The organism is Micromonospora sp. LOL_025 (assembly GCF_048060285.1).
GTDB lineage: Bacteria > Actinomycetota > Actinomycetes > Mycobacteriales > Micromonosporaceae > Micromonospora.
The window spans coordinates 228,786-242,400 of sequence record NZ_JBHMIR010000008.1 but is presented as its reverse complement, the minus strand read 5'-3'; the positions used below and the strand labels follow the sequence as shown (position 1 = coordinate 242,400).

The 13,615-nt window shown below is 75.4% G+C and carries 14 protein-coding genes; 8 read left to right on the top strand and 6 right to left on the bottom strand.

Annotated features, from left to right (window positions below):
• Nucleotides 1–130: 130 nt before the first annotated feature.
• The gene (locus tag ACFHW0_RS14100; RefSeq protein WP_416607716.1) at nucleotides 131–1,030 is read right to left on the bottom strand and encodes an A/G-specific adenine glycosylase; all 900 of its coding nucleotides are present in this window, start codon (nucleotides 1,028–1,030) and stop codon (nucleotides 131–133) included.
• 131 nt (nucleotides 1,031–1,161) lie between these two features.
• On the opposite strand from ACFHW0_RS14100, the gene ACFHW0_RS14095 reads away from it, so the two are divergent.
• The 3 genes from ACFHW0_RS14095 (at nucleotide 1,162) to ACFHW0_RS14085 (ending at nucleotide 3,141) form a co-directional block, all read left to right on the top strand.
• A complete protein-coding gene (locus ACFHW0_RS14095; protein WP_357578645.1) occupies nucleotides 1,162–1,674 on the top strand; it encodes a glycine cleavage system protein R in 513 nt (170 codons plus the stop codon).
• Nucleotides 1,671–2,246, top strand: coding sequence for a peptide deformylase (locus ACFHW0_RS14090; protein WP_416607715.1), 576 nt, complete (start codon nucleotides 1,671–1,673; stop codon nucleotides 2,244–2,246). The genes ACFHW0_RS14095 and ACFHW0_RS14090 overlap by 4 nt, the downstream gene beginning before the upstream one ends.
• 148 nt (nucleotides 2,247–2,394) lie before the next feature.
• Nucleotides 2,395–3,141: a hypothetical protein gene (locus ACFHW0_RS14085; protein WP_416607714.1), complete on the top strand. Its 747-nt coding sequence runs from the start codon at nucleotides 2,395–2,397 to the stop codon at nucleotides 3,139–3,141.
• Between the two features lie 267 nt (nucleotides 3,142–3,408).
• Here the strand turns inward: ACFHW0_RS14085 and disA are convergent, their stop codons facing one another.
• From disA to ACFHW0_RS14065, 4 genes are all read right to left on the bottom strand, one after another.
• Nucleotides 3,409–4,590, bottom strand: a complete 1,182-nt coding sequence (gene disA / locus ACFHW0_RS14080; RefSeq protein ID WP_416607713.1) for a DNA integrity scanning diadenylate cyclase DisA — start codon at nucleotides 4,588–4,590, stop codon at nucleotides 3,409–3,411.
• Nucleotides 4,591–4,732: 142 nt separating this feature from the next.
• On the bottom strand, nucleotides 4,733–6,187 hold the full coding sequence (gene radA, locus ACFHW0_RS14075; protein WP_416607712.1) for a DNA repair protein RadA: 1,455 nt from the start codon (nucleotides 6,185–6,187) through the stop codon (nucleotides 4,733–4,735).
• An 89-nt stretch (nucleotides 6,188–6,276) separates the two neighbouring features.
• On the bottom strand, nucleotides 6,277–7,008 hold the full coding sequence (locus ACFHW0_RS14070) for a hypothetical protein (RefSeq protein WP_416607711.1): 732 nt from the start codon (nucleotides 7,006–7,008) through the stop codon (nucleotides 6,277–6,279).
• Nucleotides 7,009–7,147: 139 nt separating this feature from the next.
• A complete protein-coding gene (locus ACFHW0_RS14065) occupies nucleotides 7,148–7,987 on the bottom strand; it encodes a UbiA family prenyltransferase (RefSeq protein ID WP_416607710.1) in 840 nt (279 codons plus the stop codon).
• 45 nt (nucleotides 7,988–8,032) lie between these two features.
• On the opposite strand from ACFHW0_RS14065, the gene ACFHW0_RS14060 reads away from it, so the two are divergent.
• From ACFHW0_RS14060 to ACFHW0_RS14045, 4 genes are all read left to right on the top strand, one after another.
• Nucleotides 8,033–8,806 (top strand): methyltransferase domain-containing protein, encoded by a 774-nt coding sequence (locus ACFHW0_RS14060; protein ID WP_416607709.1) that lies wholly within the window; start codon nucleotides 8,033–8,035, stop codon nucleotides 8,804–8,806.
• Between the two features lie 44 nt (nucleotides 8,807–8,850).
• Entirely contained in the window at nucleotides 8,851–10,017 is a 1,167-nt protein-coding gene (locus ACFHW0_RS14055) for an acyl-CoA dehydrogenase family protein (protein WP_416607708.1), read from the top strand.
• A gap of 100 nt (nucleotides 10,018–10,117) precedes the next feature.
• Nucleotides 10,118–11,173 carry a type III polyketide synthase gene (locus tag ACFHW0_RS14050; protein ID WP_416607728.1) on the top strand — a complete coding sequence of 352 codons (1,056 nt, stop codon included), beginning with the start codon at nucleotides 10,118–10,120 and terminating at the stop codon, nucleotides 11,171–11,173.
• A gap of 34 nt (nucleotides 11,174–11,207) precedes the next feature.
• Complete coding sequence (locus tag ACFHW0_RS14045; protein ID WP_416607707.1) at nucleotides 11,208–11,969, top strand: hypothetical protein; 762 nt, start codon at nucleotides 11,208–11,210, stop codon at nucleotides 11,967–11,969.
• Nucleotides 11,970–12,095: 126 nt separating this feature from the next.
• Here ACFHW0_RS14045 and ACFHW0_RS14040 read toward each other — a convergent pair whose 3' ends face one another.
• Nucleotides 12,096–12,788 carry a hypothetical protein gene (locus ACFHW0_RS14040; protein ID WP_416607706.1) on the bottom strand — a complete coding sequence of 231 codons (693 nt, stop codon included), beginning with the start codon at nucleotides 12,786–12,788 and terminating at the stop codon, nucleotides 12,096–12,098.
• A 326-nt stretch (nucleotides 12,789–13,114) separates the two neighbouring features.
• Between ACFHW0_RS14040 and ACFHW0_RS14035 the strand changes: the two genes are divergently transcribed.
• Nucleotides 13,115–13,600, top strand: a complete 486-nt coding sequence (locus tag ACFHW0_RS14035) for a CarD family transcriptional regulator (protein ID WP_007073334.1) — start codon at nucleotides 13,115–13,117, stop codon at nucleotides 13,598–13,600.
• Nucleotides 13,601–13,615 lie beyond the last annotated feature (15 nt).

Genomic DNA, 13,615 nt, shown 5'->3' with positions numbered 1-13,615 from the left:
CAACCTCGCCGACTGGATCGCCACCCGCGGCTACACCGCCTGACCGACGACAACACCCGCACCACGACAAGGGCCGGACCCCGCACAGGGGCCCGGCCCTTTCGTCATGCCCAGGACCGGCTCACGCCGGTCAGACCACCGGGACGGGCGGCCCGTCGCCGACGAGGCGGAACGAGGATTCGCCGACCGGTTCCACGAGACCGTCCCGCACCAGTCCGGCGAGGGCCCGGGACCGCTGGACGTCGTCGGCCCACACCTGGTCGAGCCGCTGGTGCGGCACCGGCCCGGTCGCCTCCCGCAGTACGCCGAGCAGCAGCCCGCGCACCTGGCGGTCGGTGCCGGCGTACCGCTGGGGGCGGCGGGTCGGACCCGCGGGGGCCTCGCGGCCGGACGCGCGCCAGGCGCAGACCGACTCGACGGGGCAGACGCCGCAGCGGGGCGACCGGGCGACGCAGACCACCGCGCCCAGCTCCATGAAGGCCGCGCTGGCCAGGGCGGCGGCGGCCGGCGCGGCGGGGAGCAGTTCCTCGGTGGCGACCAGGTCGGCCGGTCGGGTCGCCTGGCCGGCATCCGGCTCGCCGGCGATCGCCCGGCAGACCACCCGCCGCACGTTGGTGTCGACCACCGGGTGGCGCTGACCGTACGCGAACGCGGCCACCGCGCGGGCCGTGTACGTGCCGACGCCCGGCAGTGCCAGCAACTGGTCCAGCCGGTCCGGGACCCTGCCCCCGTGGCGCTCGACGATCGCCACCGCGCACTCCCACAGCCGCACCGCCCGACGGGGGTAGCCGAGCCGCCCCCACATCCGGATCGCCTCGGCGGGGCTGTCCACCGCCAGCGCGGCCGGCTCGGGCCAGCGCGCCAGCCAGGCATCCCAGGCGGGGAGCACGCGTACGACCGGCGTCTGCTGGAGCATGACCTCGCTGACCAGGATGGCCCACGGGCTCACGTCGGGTCCGCGCCATGGCAGGTCGCGGGCGTTCTGCTCGTACCACCGGCTGACCAGGGTGGCGAAAGTGGGCTCAGACATCGCGTCGCCGATGATGCCACGCGGCCCCCGGCCGGGGCGGCGCGGGCGACGGGTGCCACCAGCGTCCCGCTGGCTGGGCGGTCCGGGCGGGGCGCTGCGGCTGCGGCGCACGGATCGGGCAGAATGCCCGGATGAACGAGCTCGCGATCACCGTCATCGGTCGGGACCGGCCAGGCATCGTGGCCGACGTCGCCGAGCTGCTCGCCCGGCTCGGCGCGAACCTCACCGACAGCACCATGACCCGGCTGCGGGGGCACTTCGCGATGACCCTGATCTGCGTGGGCCCGGCCGCCGCCGACGTCGAGGCCGCGCTGGCGCCGCTCTCCGCCGACGGCCAGTTGCTGGCCACCGTACGCGCGGTCACCCCCGACGGCGAGACGGCTCCTGCCGGCGAGCCGTACGTGATGGCGGTGCACGGCGCGGACCGGATGGGCATCGTGGCGGCCATGACCCGGGTGCTCGCCGACGCCGGCGGCAACGTCACCGACCTGAGCACCCGCCTGACCGGCTCGCTCTACGTGGTGGTCGCCGAGGTGGAGTTGCCGCCGGGCACGGCCGACGGGCTGGCCGGGCGGCTGGCGGCGACGGCCGAGGAGTTGGGCGTCGGGGTGACCCTCCGGCCGGCCGATCCGGACCTGCTGTGACCGGCGGAGCGGAGACCGAGGCGTACGTCGGCCTCGGCGACTGGACCCCGGAGTCCCTGGCCGTGCCGGGGGAGGTGCGACCGGTGGTGTCCGCGCCGGAGCAGGTGCTCAGCCGGGCCGGCGGCGAGGTGGATCCGACGGCGGCGGAGACGGTACGGCTGGCCGCCGACCTGATCGCCACCATGCGGGTGTCCCCGGGCTGCGTAGGGCTGGCCGCCCCGCAGGTCGGGGTGGGCGCGCAGGTCTTCGCGGTGGACGTGACCGGCCATCCGAAGGCGCTCACCGTGCACGGCACCTTCGTGCTGTGCAACGCCCGGGTCGTCGAGGCGAGCCGGTGGAAGGTGGCGCGCGAGGGGTGCATGTCGGTGCCCGACCTGACCGGGGACGTCAAGCGCGCGAGCCGGCTGGTGGTGGAGGGCGTCCTGCCCGGCACCGGCCGGCCCGTGCGGCTGGTGACGGACGGGTTCGAGGCGCGGGCGCTCCAGCACGAGATCGACCACTGCGCCGGCCTGCTCTTCCTGGACCGGGTCGCGGGTGCCCACGCCATCTACCAGCGCAAGGTGTACCTCTGAGTGGCGGCGGCGCGGCGACCCAGCGTCATCGGCGGGACACGGTCGGCAGGCGGAGCCGTCGCGAGTGGAGGGTCGGTGCGGTGAGCCCCGGACGACTCGGCGCGTCGTGCGGGGCTGGCGTGCCCCGCGCCGCTACGGTGGGGGCATCATGCGTCTGACGGTCGGCCCCCTGCCACCCGCCGTTTACTGGCGGCGTCGCGCCGTCGTACTCGGAGCGGGGCTTCTCTTCCTGATTGTCCTGCTCTATTCGTGCACCGGATCGGACCGGAACGCGAAGAAGGGCGGTGACGCGCAGCCCACTCCGGGCGCGACGTCGTCCGGTGCCTCGCCGGAGCCCACCGGCTCGGTGCTCGCCCCGCAGACCGGGGGGCCCTCGCCGGGCGCGGCCGGTGGCCCTGACGCCGGTGAGCCATCAGGTGGTTCCGCCGGTGACCCGCCGGGTGGTTCGGTCACCACCGATTCGCCGCCGATGGCGCCCGTGGTGCCGGCCGCCGGAGACGGGACCTGCACGGACGCCGAGATCACGGTGACCCCGGTGGCCCAGCCCGCGTCGGTGGTGCGGGGGGCGGTGGTGGACCTCCAGCTCAAGATCAAGAATCGGTCCGAGCGGACGTGCAGCCGCGACGTCGGCGCCTCCGTGCAGGAGCTGTTCATCAAGTCGGGGGCCGAGAAGATCTGGTCGTCCGACACCTGCGGCACCGCCCAGGGAGCCGACGTGCAGTCCTTCACCCCGGGCTTCGAACGCTCCTACCAGGTGGGCTGGAACGGCCGCGACACCACCAAGTGCGCCAACGGCGTGGCGGCGGGCCCCAACCCGCCGGCCGGCACCTACCAGGTCTACGCCCGGGTCGGCACCAAGCTCAGCGAGCCGGTCAAGCTCACCGTCACCGGCTGAGCAACCGTGGGCCGGGCCGCCGCCCGGTCGACCGGACAGGCCGGACCGTCCGCCCGCCGCATGACGATGGGTGCGCCGCCCTGCGACCGTGCCCTGGCGGGACCAGGCCGGCGCGGCCGGGAGCCGTGGCCCTGGCGGGGCCAGGCCGGTGGCGGGCGCGGCCCTGGAGCCGGGGCGCTGGCGGACCGGGCCGACGGTAGCGGCGCGGCCCTGGAGCCGGGCTGCGGGTGTGGGGGGACCGGTCTGCGGCCGGCGTGCCGGGCCGGGTCAGACGTAGCGTTCGAGGATCGACGCCTCGGCGAGCCGGGACAGCCCCTCGCGGACGCCCCGGGCGCGGGCGTCGCCGACCCCCTCGACGGCCTGGAGATCCTCGACCGTGGCGCCCAGCAGCCGCTGGAGGCTGCCGAAGTGCACGACGAGGCGGTCGACCACGGCCACCGGCAGCCGGGGCACCTTCGCCAGCAGTCGGAACCCGCGCGGGCTGACGGCCGCGTCGAGCGCGTCGGACGCGGCCGGGTAGCCGATCGCCTTGGCGACCGCGACCAGGTCGATCAGCTCGGTCGCGCCGAGCAGATCCAGCTCCACCAGGGCCTCGTCGAGGGTGCGGGACTTCCGGCCGGCCGGCAGGTAGTCCCGGATGACCAGGGTGCGGTCGGCGTCGACACCGGCCATCAGCTCGTCGAGCTGGAGGGCCAGCAGGCGACCGTCGGTGCCCAGTTCCACCACGTAGCCGGCGATCTCGTCGGCGATCCGGCGGACCATCTCCAGCCGCTGCACCACCGCGACCGCGTCCCGTACGGTGACCAGGTCCTCGATCTCCAGCGCCGAGAGGGTGCCGGAGACCTCGTCGAGCCGCAGCTTGTAGCGCTCGAGCGTGGCGAGCGCCTGGTTGGCACGGGACAGGATCGCCGCCGAGTCGTCCAGCACGTGCCGCTGGCCGTTGACGTAGAGGCTGATGATCCGCATCGACTGGCTGACCGAGATCACCGGGTAGCCCGTCTGCCGGGCGACCCGCTCCGCCGTGCGGTGCCGGGTGCCGGACTCCTCGGTCGGGATGGTGGGGTCGGGCATCAGGTGCACGGCGGCCCGCACGATGCGGGTGCCGTCGCTGGAGAGCACGACCGCGCCGTCCATCTTGCACAGCTCCCGCACCCGGGTGGCGGAGAACTCGACGTCGAGCGGGAAACCGCCGGTGCAGAGACCCTCGACCACCTTGTCGTAGCCGAGGACGATCAATGCGCCCGTCCGGCCGCGCAGGATGCGCTCGAGGCCGTCGCGCAGCGCGGTGCCCGGGGCCATCAGGGCCAGGTTCGCCCGCAGCGGGTCGCCGGCGCCCCCGGCGCCGCCGGTCACGCTCACGCTGATCGGGCGGGCGGGCGAGCCCACGGCGGCGGTGCGGGCATGGGGTGTCGCGCCGGCGGGCTTGGTGGTGTCGCGGTCGATCGGCACGGGCACAGTCTACGGACTGCCCTGCGGTGGGTGCTGTCGTGGTTACTGTGATGTGTCACGATGCCCCACCTCGCCCGGACCGTGGGTCGGAGTCCGGGCTGTCCGGTTTCGGGTCGGACGTTCCGCCGACCGCCGCCGGCGCTCACTCGGCGGACGCCCGGGCGACGGCCTGGAGCGCCGAGCGCACGTCGGTCACCTCGATCACCCGCATGTGCTCGGGCGTGACGCCGGTGCTCTCGGGGCCGCAGCCGGTCGGCACCAGCGCGAGCCGGAACCCGAGCCGGGCCGCCTCGGCAAGCCGGCGCGGCACCGCACCGACCCGGCGCACCTCGCCGGTCAGGCCGACCTCGCCGATGGCCACCAGGTGCGGCGCGATGGCCAGATTGAGCCCGCCCGAGGCGACGGCGAGGGCGACGGCGAGGTCGGCCGCCGGCTCCACCACCCGGATGCCGCCGACGGTGGCCGCGAAGACCTCCCGGTCGTGCAGGGTCAGGCGTTCGGTGCGCCGCTGGAGCACGGCCAGCACCATCGCGAGCCGGGCCGAGTCGAGCCCCGAGACCGTCCGCCGGGGCGAACCGGCCACGGTCGCACCGATCAGCGCCTGCACCTCGGTGACCAGGGCCCGGCGCCCCTCCATCGCCACCGTGACGCAGGTGCCGGGCACCGGCTCCGAATAGCGGGTCAGGAAGAGCCCGGACGGGTCGGCCAGGCTGCTGATGCCGCCCTCGTGCATCTCGAAGCAACCCACCTCGTCGGCGGCGCCGAACCGGTTCTTCACGCCGCGCACCATGCGCAGCGACGAGTGCTTGTCGCCCTCGAAGTGCAGCACCACGTCGACCAGGTGCTCCAGCACCCGGGGACCGGCCACCTGGCCGTCCTTGGTGACGTGGCCGACCAGCACGGTGGCGATGCCGCGCTCCTTGGCCACCGAGACCAGGGCGGCGGTGACCGCCCGCACCTGGGTCACCCCGCCGGACACCCCCTCGGCGTTGTTGGTCGAGATGGTCTGCACCGAGTCGAGCACCAGCAGGCCCGGCTTGACCGCGTCGAGGTGGCCGAGCACCGCGGCGAGGTCGCTCTCGGCCGCGAGGTAGAGCTGGTCGTGCAGGGCGCCCATCCGCTCCGCGCGCAGCCGGACCTGGCTGACCGACTCCTCGCCGCTGACCACCAGGGAGGGGCTGCCGGCGCCGGTGGCCCACTGCTGGGCCACGTCGAGCAGCAGGGTGGACTTGCCGACCCCCGGCTCGCCGGCGAGCAGCACCACCGCGCCGGGGACCAGGCCGCCGCCGAGGACCCGGTCGAGCTCGCTCACCCCGGTGGGGCGGGCCCGGGCCGGCGCGGCGCTGATGGTGGCGATCGGCCGGGCCGGCTCGGCCGGCATCCGGGAGCTGACCACCTTTCCGGAGACCGTCGGGCCGGTGACCGTGCACTCGACCACCGAGCCCCACTCGCCGCACTCCGGGCAGCGCCCGACCCACTTCGGCGGCTGGTGCCCGCAGGCGTCGCACTCGTAGGCCGGCCGGGGCTCCCGGGCGGCGGCGCGGCCGCGCCCGCCGGACCCGCCGGCGCGGGAGGAGGTCGATCGGGAGGTGGTCACACCGGGACGTTAGCCCCCCGGTACGACGAAGACACCGTCGGCGTGGCGGTCACCACGCCGACGGTGTCTTCGGTCGTCGAGGGGCGGGGTCAGTGGCCGCCGTCCTCCTGGCCCTCGTAGCCGCCCTCACGCTCGATGATCGGCGACGGGGGCGCGGCCGGGGTGAGCGGCACGGCGACGGGCGCGGGGCCGGTGACCGTGACGCCGTTGCCGAAGTCGAAGGTCACGAAGACGTTCTGGCCGGAGCGCAGCGACTCGTTCAGGCCGATGAGCCGGAGGACCCGGTCGGACTGGGTGTTGAGCTGCACGTAGCTCAGCGGCGGGATCTCGATCCGGGCCGGCTCGCCGGCCGGCGCGGCCGGGCTCTCCGGGGCGCTCGGGCTGGCCGACCCCGAGGGGCTCTCGGAGGCGCCGGGGCTCCCGGGGGCCGCCGGGCTCTCCGGGGCGCTCGGCGACGGCGATCCGCTCGGGGACGCCGACGGGCTGGCGGTGGCGCCGGCGCCGGTGATCACGACCTCGCGGGCGCTGTCGGTGGTCACGGTCACGGTGACCGGGCTCCGGGAGTCGTTGTAGATCACGGCGTTGAGGACGGCGTCGGCGCCCGTCTTGTAGCCCTCGGTGCCGGGGAAGTCGAGCAGCAGGCCGCGGACCGCGTACTCGCCGTTGCGGGCCGACAGGTTGACGCCCTGGACCGACGGCTCCTTGTTGGCGGTCTCGGAGACCTGGCCGGCGCCACAGCCGGACAGCAGCAGCCCGGTCGCCGCGGCCATCCCGGACAGCAGCAGGGCCGCCCGCCGGGAACCCCTGATCGAGCGCGTCACGTCGGTCCTCCTCGTCACGATCCCACCCGGTGCTCACGCCGGGCGTGGTGGCCATGCCCGCGCAGACCGCGCTCCAGGGTAGTTGGGCCTGATCGACCCCCGCACGCCGACCCGGAGATGCCACCCGAGGGGGCGCGCCTCACACCAGCCGGCCGCTCGTGACCAGCAGGACGACGTCGATGAGGGCGACCAGCATCACGGCCCGGAAGGCGGCCACCTGCCGGCCCCCGGCCCGGGTGGCGGCGCGTCCCGCGTACCAGCTCAGCGGCGGCACCACGACGGCGGCCGCGACCGCGGCGAGGCCGACCCCCGACGGTGGCCCGGGCGGCCCGACGACCAGCGTGGCGGTCGCCGCGAGCAGCAGCAGCGCGGCGGCGGCCCGGCTGCCGGCCGGACCGAGCCGGTGCGGCAGCCCGCGCACCCCCGTCCGGGCGTCGTCGGCCAGGTCGGGCAGGACGTTGGCGAAGTGCGCCCCCGCGCCCAGGCAGGCCGCCGCGGCGACCAGCCAGACCGGCGGCAGCACCGCCCCGGGCAGCGCCAGCACCACGAAGGCGGGCAGCGAACCGAAGGAGACCGCGTAGGGCAGCACCGAGACCGGGGTCGACTTCAGTGGCCAGTCGTAGAGCAGCGCGGAGACCAGCCCGAGGGTGGCGCAGAGCGCGGCGGCCGGGCCGGTGGCCAGCGCCAGCGCCGGGGTGGCGAGCGCGGCCACCGCCGCGGCCACGGCCGTCGCGCGCCGACCGACCGCGCCGGCGGCGACCGGTTTGTCGGTACGCCCCACCGTGGCGTCCCGGTCGGCGTCGAGCGCGTCGTTGGCCCAGCCGACGGCGAGCTGGCTGGCCGCCACGGTGAGCACCACGGCGAGGATCCCGCCCGGCCGGTGCCCGACGCCCCACGCCAGCAGCCCGGCCACCGTGGTGACCGCGGCGGCCGGCTCCGGGTGACTCGCCCTGACCAGCCCTAGCACCGTTGGCGACATGAGGAAAGTCTGGTCGTTACCGGGCAGTCGTGCCACGCTCGGTCCATGCCAGACGCGGGCCGCACCCTGCCACGCAACGATCCGCGCCAGTACGACGACCTGGCCGGCGAGTGGTGGCGGCCGGACGGCGCGTTCGCGATGCTGCACTGGCTGGCCGAGGCCCGCGCGGCCCTGGTGCCGACGGCCGCCCGCCCCGGTGCCCTCCTGGTCGACCTCGGCTGCGGCGCCGGGCTGCTCGCCCCGCACCTGGCCGGCAAGGGCTACCGGCACGTGGGCGTCGACCTCACCCGGTCGGCCCTGGAGCAGGCCGCCGAGCACGGGGTGACCGTCGTCAACGGCGACGTCACGGCGGTGCCGCTGGCCGACGGCTGCGCCGACGTGGTCGCCGCGGGCGAGTTGCTGGAGCACGTGCCGGACTGGCGGCGCGCGGTGGCCGAGGCGTGCCGGCTGCTGCGGCCCGGCGGCCTGCTCGTCCTGGACACGTTGAACGACACGGCGCTGAGCCGGCTGCTGGCCGTGCGGATCGCCGAGCGGCTGCCCACGGTGCCGAGGGGAATCCACGATCCACGGTTGTTCGTGGACGCCCGGGCGTTGGTGGCGGAGTGCGCCCGGCACGGGGTCGACCTGCGCCTGCGGGGCATCCGGCCGGGGCTGCCCGGCCTGCTCGGCTGGCTGGTCCGCCGGATACGCGCCGCCGGCCGCCCGTACGCGGTCCCGACCGGCCGTCCGCACGCGACGGTCGCCGGCCCGCCGCCGCGGATCGTGCCGACCTGGTCGACCGCCGTGCTCTACCAGGGGCGTGGTACGCGGAGCGGATAGCGGTGCCCGTCCCTGGGTAGGGAGAGGGCCGAGAAGGGGGCTGTATGACGCAGCACGCGTTGGCGGCGGCTCGCCGCCTGGCACCGAGGCTGGCCGCCCGGGCGGCGGAGCACGACCGGGACGGCTCGTTCCCGGTCGAGGACTTCCGTGACCTGCGCGAGGCCGGGCTCTTCGGCCTGATGGTTCCCACCGCCCTCGGCGGGATGGGGGCCACCTTCGCCGAGTACGCCGCGGTCGCCACCGAGCTGGCCCGGGGCAACGGCGCGACGGCCCTGGTTTTCAACATGCACGCCTCGGTCACCGGTGCGCTCGGCGCGGTGACCGAGGAACTGGCGGAGGCGCTCGGGGTACCGGACGAGGCGCTGGCCGCCCGGGACCGGCTGCTCACCGCCGCCGCCCAGGGCTCCTGGTACGCCGTGGCGATGAGCGAGCGCGGCGCCGGTGCGAGGCTCTCGCAGCTCAGCACCGTCTACGAGCCGGCCGACGGCGGTTGGCACCTCAAGGGCAGCAAGACGTTCTGCTCCGGGGCCGGGCACGCGGACGGCTACCTGGTGGCCGCGCGTAGCGCCGCCGACCAGTCGGTGGTCTCCCAGTTCCTGGTGCCGGCCGGCGACGGGCTGACCGTCGAGCCCACGTGGGACTCGCTCGGCATGCGCGCGACCTCCTCGCACGACCTGCACCTGGACGTGACCGTGCCGGCCGACCGGCTGCTCGGCGGCGTGGAGGGGCTGGCCCTGGTGGTCGCCCAGCTCATGCCGCACTGGCTGGTGGCCAGCTACGCCGCCGTCTACGTCGGGGTCGCCCGGGCGGCGGTCGACGCGGCGGCCGAGCACCTGAACGCCCGCAACCTCGCCGGCCTGCCGGCGGTCCGGTCCCGCCTGGGCCGGGCCGACGCGGCGGTGGCGGCGGCCCAGCTGGTGGTCGCGGAGGCGGCCCGCCGGGTGGACGAGGCACCGGGCGACGCGGAGACCAACCGCTGGGTCTGGCGGGCCAAGCTGCTCGCCGGCACCACCGCCGCCGACGTGGCGGCGTCCGTGCTGGAGGCGGCCGGCACGTCCGCCACCAGGCGGGGCCATCCGCTGGAGCGGCTCTACCGGGACGCCCGCTGCGGCTCGCTGCACCCGGCGACGTCGGACGTCTGCGCGGACTGGCTCGGCGTCGCCGCGCTGGGCGGAGACCCGGACCGCGACGGAACGGTTCCTCGTTGGTGAGCGTGGGGGGTCCGCCGAGGCGGCGGACGCGCGGGCACACGGTGCGGGGGGCCCGTCCAGGGGCGGGTTCGACCGCCCGGTGCGCAAGGCCGGACGAGAGGTGGGCATGGTGGCCGTACCGGTGATCGCGGGGCTGGGGACGGCACACCCGCCGTCGGCCGCGCAGGACGACCTGTGGGAGGGCTTCTTCTCGAAGCACTTCTCCGGCAGCACGCGGGCGCTGGCGCAGCGGATCTTCGCGCACTCGGGGGTCACCCGCCGGCAGGCTGCCGTGAACCCGCTGCTGGAGGACGTCTCCGACTGGCCGACGGAGCGGCGGATGCGCCGCTACCTGGTCGAGGCGCTACCGCTGGGCAAGGAGGCGGTGGGCCGGGCGCTGACGGCCGCCGGCCTCTCCGCCGGCGACGTCGGGCTCTTCCTCGTCTGTTCGTGCACCGGGTACGCCACCCCGGGGCTGGACATCCTGCTCGCCCGGGACCTGGGCATGGCCCCGGACACGCAACGCATGTTCGTCGGGCACATGGGCTGCTACGCCGCGCTGCCGGGCCTGGGCGCGGCGAGCGACTTCGTCACCGCCCGGGGCCGGCCCGCGCTGCTGCTCTGCGCGGAGCTGACCAGCCTGCACATCCAGCCCTCCAGCGCCCGGGTCGACACCCAGCAGATCGTCTCCCACGCGCTCTTCTCGGACGCCGCGGTCGCCGCCGTGGTCGTGCCCGGCGGCCGGGGGTACGCGCTGCGCGAGGTCACCTCCGTCACGGACACCTCGACGGCCGACCACATGACCTGGGACGTCACCGACACCGGTTTCCGGATGGGGCTGTCGCCGAAGGTGCCGCAGGTGCTCTCCACGCACGTCCGGGGCCTGGTCGAAGGGCTGCTGGCCCGGCACGGCACGACGCTGTCCGGGGTGGACGGCTGGGCGGTGCACCCGGGCGGCCCGCGCATCCTGAACGTGGTCGAGCGGGAGTTGGCCCTGCCGCCGGAGGGCCTGGCGGCCTCCCGGGCGACTTTGGACGAGCACGGCAACTGCTCGTCGCCGACGGTGCTGCTGATCCTCGACCGGCTGCGCCGGGCCGCGTCGCCGCCGCGGCGGGTGGTGATGCTGGCGTTCGGCCCCGGCCTGACCCTCTACGCCGCGTTGCTCGAACGACAGTAGTGAGCCGTTCGCCCGGCGCGGTTACCCTCTGATGATGGACGCCGATGCGGCAGGCCGGCCGGAATCCGGGCCGGGCGCGGGTGAGAACACGACCGGCGCCGGGGCCGACGAGCGGGTGCGCGTTGTCGTACTGGCCGTGGCGGGGCTGGCCGCGTTGGTCGGCGGCGGCTGGTGGTGGCAGGCCGAGGCGCCCCGCACCGACCCCGTGCCGGACGCGTCGAGCGTCGCACCGGCGGACCGGGTCCGGCCCGGATTCTCATCGCAGGCCCGGGCCCGATTGATGGTGACGGAAGGGGCCGGGGGCGTCACCGACGTCTGGGTCATCGATCCGGCGACCGGTGCCGTGGTCGGGACCGCCCCGGGCGGCGGCAGCACCGTCCGGACCGGCCCGCGCGGCGGCGACGCGCTCGAGGTCGACGTCAGGCCCGGCGGGCCTGACGATCCCCGCCGGCTCGTGGACGAACGGCTCGACGGGGCCGCGCGTCGCGGCAGGCTGGCCAGCTTCCCCGGCACGCTCTGGACCGCCCGGGCCGAGCTCAGCCCGGCGGAGGGTCTCGTCAAGCGGGCCTCCGCCGAGGGCGGGGCGCGTCACCTGCTCCAGTACCGCTGTGTCGGCCCCGGCGAACTGCTGATCGTGGTCGAGGGGGCCTGGGCGGCGGACCCGATCACCAGCGCCTGCGACGGCTCGGTCACGTCGACGGAGGTCACCGGCAGGGGCGGGGCGTTCCAGGTCTCGCTGTCGAGCGCCAACGCCGAGCCGCTACGGGTCGAGGCGCAACTGGTCGCCCTGCCCTGATCGCCGGCACGCCCGCCCGGGCTGTGCCGACGGGCCCCGGCACGTCGGGAACCGGTGGCGGAACCTTCCGTCCGGGCGGTTCCTTCCGGGCGGTCGCCCCGGGCGGTTCCTGCCCGGCGGTGCGGCTCAGGCGGCGAGGCGGGTCAGGTCGGCGCGGTAGTCCTCGGCGGAATGGATCTCGGGGACCACCTTGACGAGGACGCCGGACCGGTCCACCAGCAGCGCGGTGACGGTGCCGGGACGGGCCGGCAGGTGCAGGAACGCGCGCAGCCCGCCGGCCGGGTCGGCGAGCGGTCGCACCGTGGCCCCGGCGGACGGCGTGGCGCGTACGGGCCGTGCGCCGGCGACAGTGACCACCGTCACGCCGGCCGGCGCCAGGGCGGCGGCGGTGGCCACGTCGTCCGGGCAGGGGCAGCCGTCCACCAGGATGATCATCGCCGGCACCAGTCCGCGCAGGGGCACCGGTGACTGGCCCGCGTCGACCAGGTCCAGCGCGGGCAGCGGTCGACCGGCCGACCCGGCCGGCGGCGCGTACGGGGTGGGGGTGGGTTCCGGGGTGGACCGGCCGGACCGGGGCCAGGTGACCGCCGCGAGGCCGGCGAGGGTGGTCAGCACCGCCACCAGAAGCACCAGCAGGGGCAGGGCGAACGCGGACCGGGCCGGTGGCCGCGGCACGGTGCGACGGGACGTGTGACCCAGCTCGCGGCGGATCTGTTCGGCCTCGGCCGCCAGCGCGGAGGCGTCGTCCGGCACGACCACCCGACCCCACTCCGGTGGCAGGTCGGGCAGTCCGGGGCCGTCTGCGTCGGGCTTGCCCATCGGACCCCCAGGACGTCTCGGCGAGCGGACAGCGGCGCTACCTCCAGCGTCCCGCACGGGGCGGGCTGCCGCTACACCTGGGCGCGTACCCGGCCGGCGGGCTACCATGGGAGGAGCGCATAGCCCTTGATCTCGACGTTCGCGTCATTCGTACCGGGACGTCATCCGAGCGTTACGGAGCGTGGTCAAACCACCGGTTTGGCGGCCTGTCAAGCTGAAGAAATACCTCTCACAGGGCCCCTGAGCTGCGCCAACGGTCAGGACAGCGGTGAGACATCGGTGCCTGAGCGTGTTACCCTAGACACAGCGAAAGGGGTTTCGAACCTATGGTTTTCAGTGTCGGCGAGACCGTTGTTTACCCCCACCACGGGGCCGCACTCATCGAGGCAATCGAGACTCGGGTGATCAAGGGCGAGCCTAAGCAGTACCTCGTCCTGAGGGTCGCGCAGGGTGACCTGACGGTCCGGGTGCCCGCCGAGAATGCCGAGATCGTGGGTGTGCGCGAGGTGGTCGGCGAAGAGGGCCTCGGCAAGGTCTTCGACGTGCTCCGTGCACCGCACACCGAGGAGCCGACCAACTGGTCGCGGCGTTACAAGGCGAATCTGGAGAAGCTGGCCTCCGGTAACCCGCTGAAGGTCGCCGAGGTCGTGCGCGACCTGTGGCGCCGGGAGCGGGAGCGGGGTCTCTCCGCGGGTGAGAAGCGCATGCTCGCGAAGGCCCGCGACATTCTCGTCGGCGAGGTCGCGCTGGCCGAGAAGAGCACCAAGGACGAGGCGGAGACGCTGCTCGACAAGGTCCTGACCGAGGCCTAGTCCCCGCAGCATCGT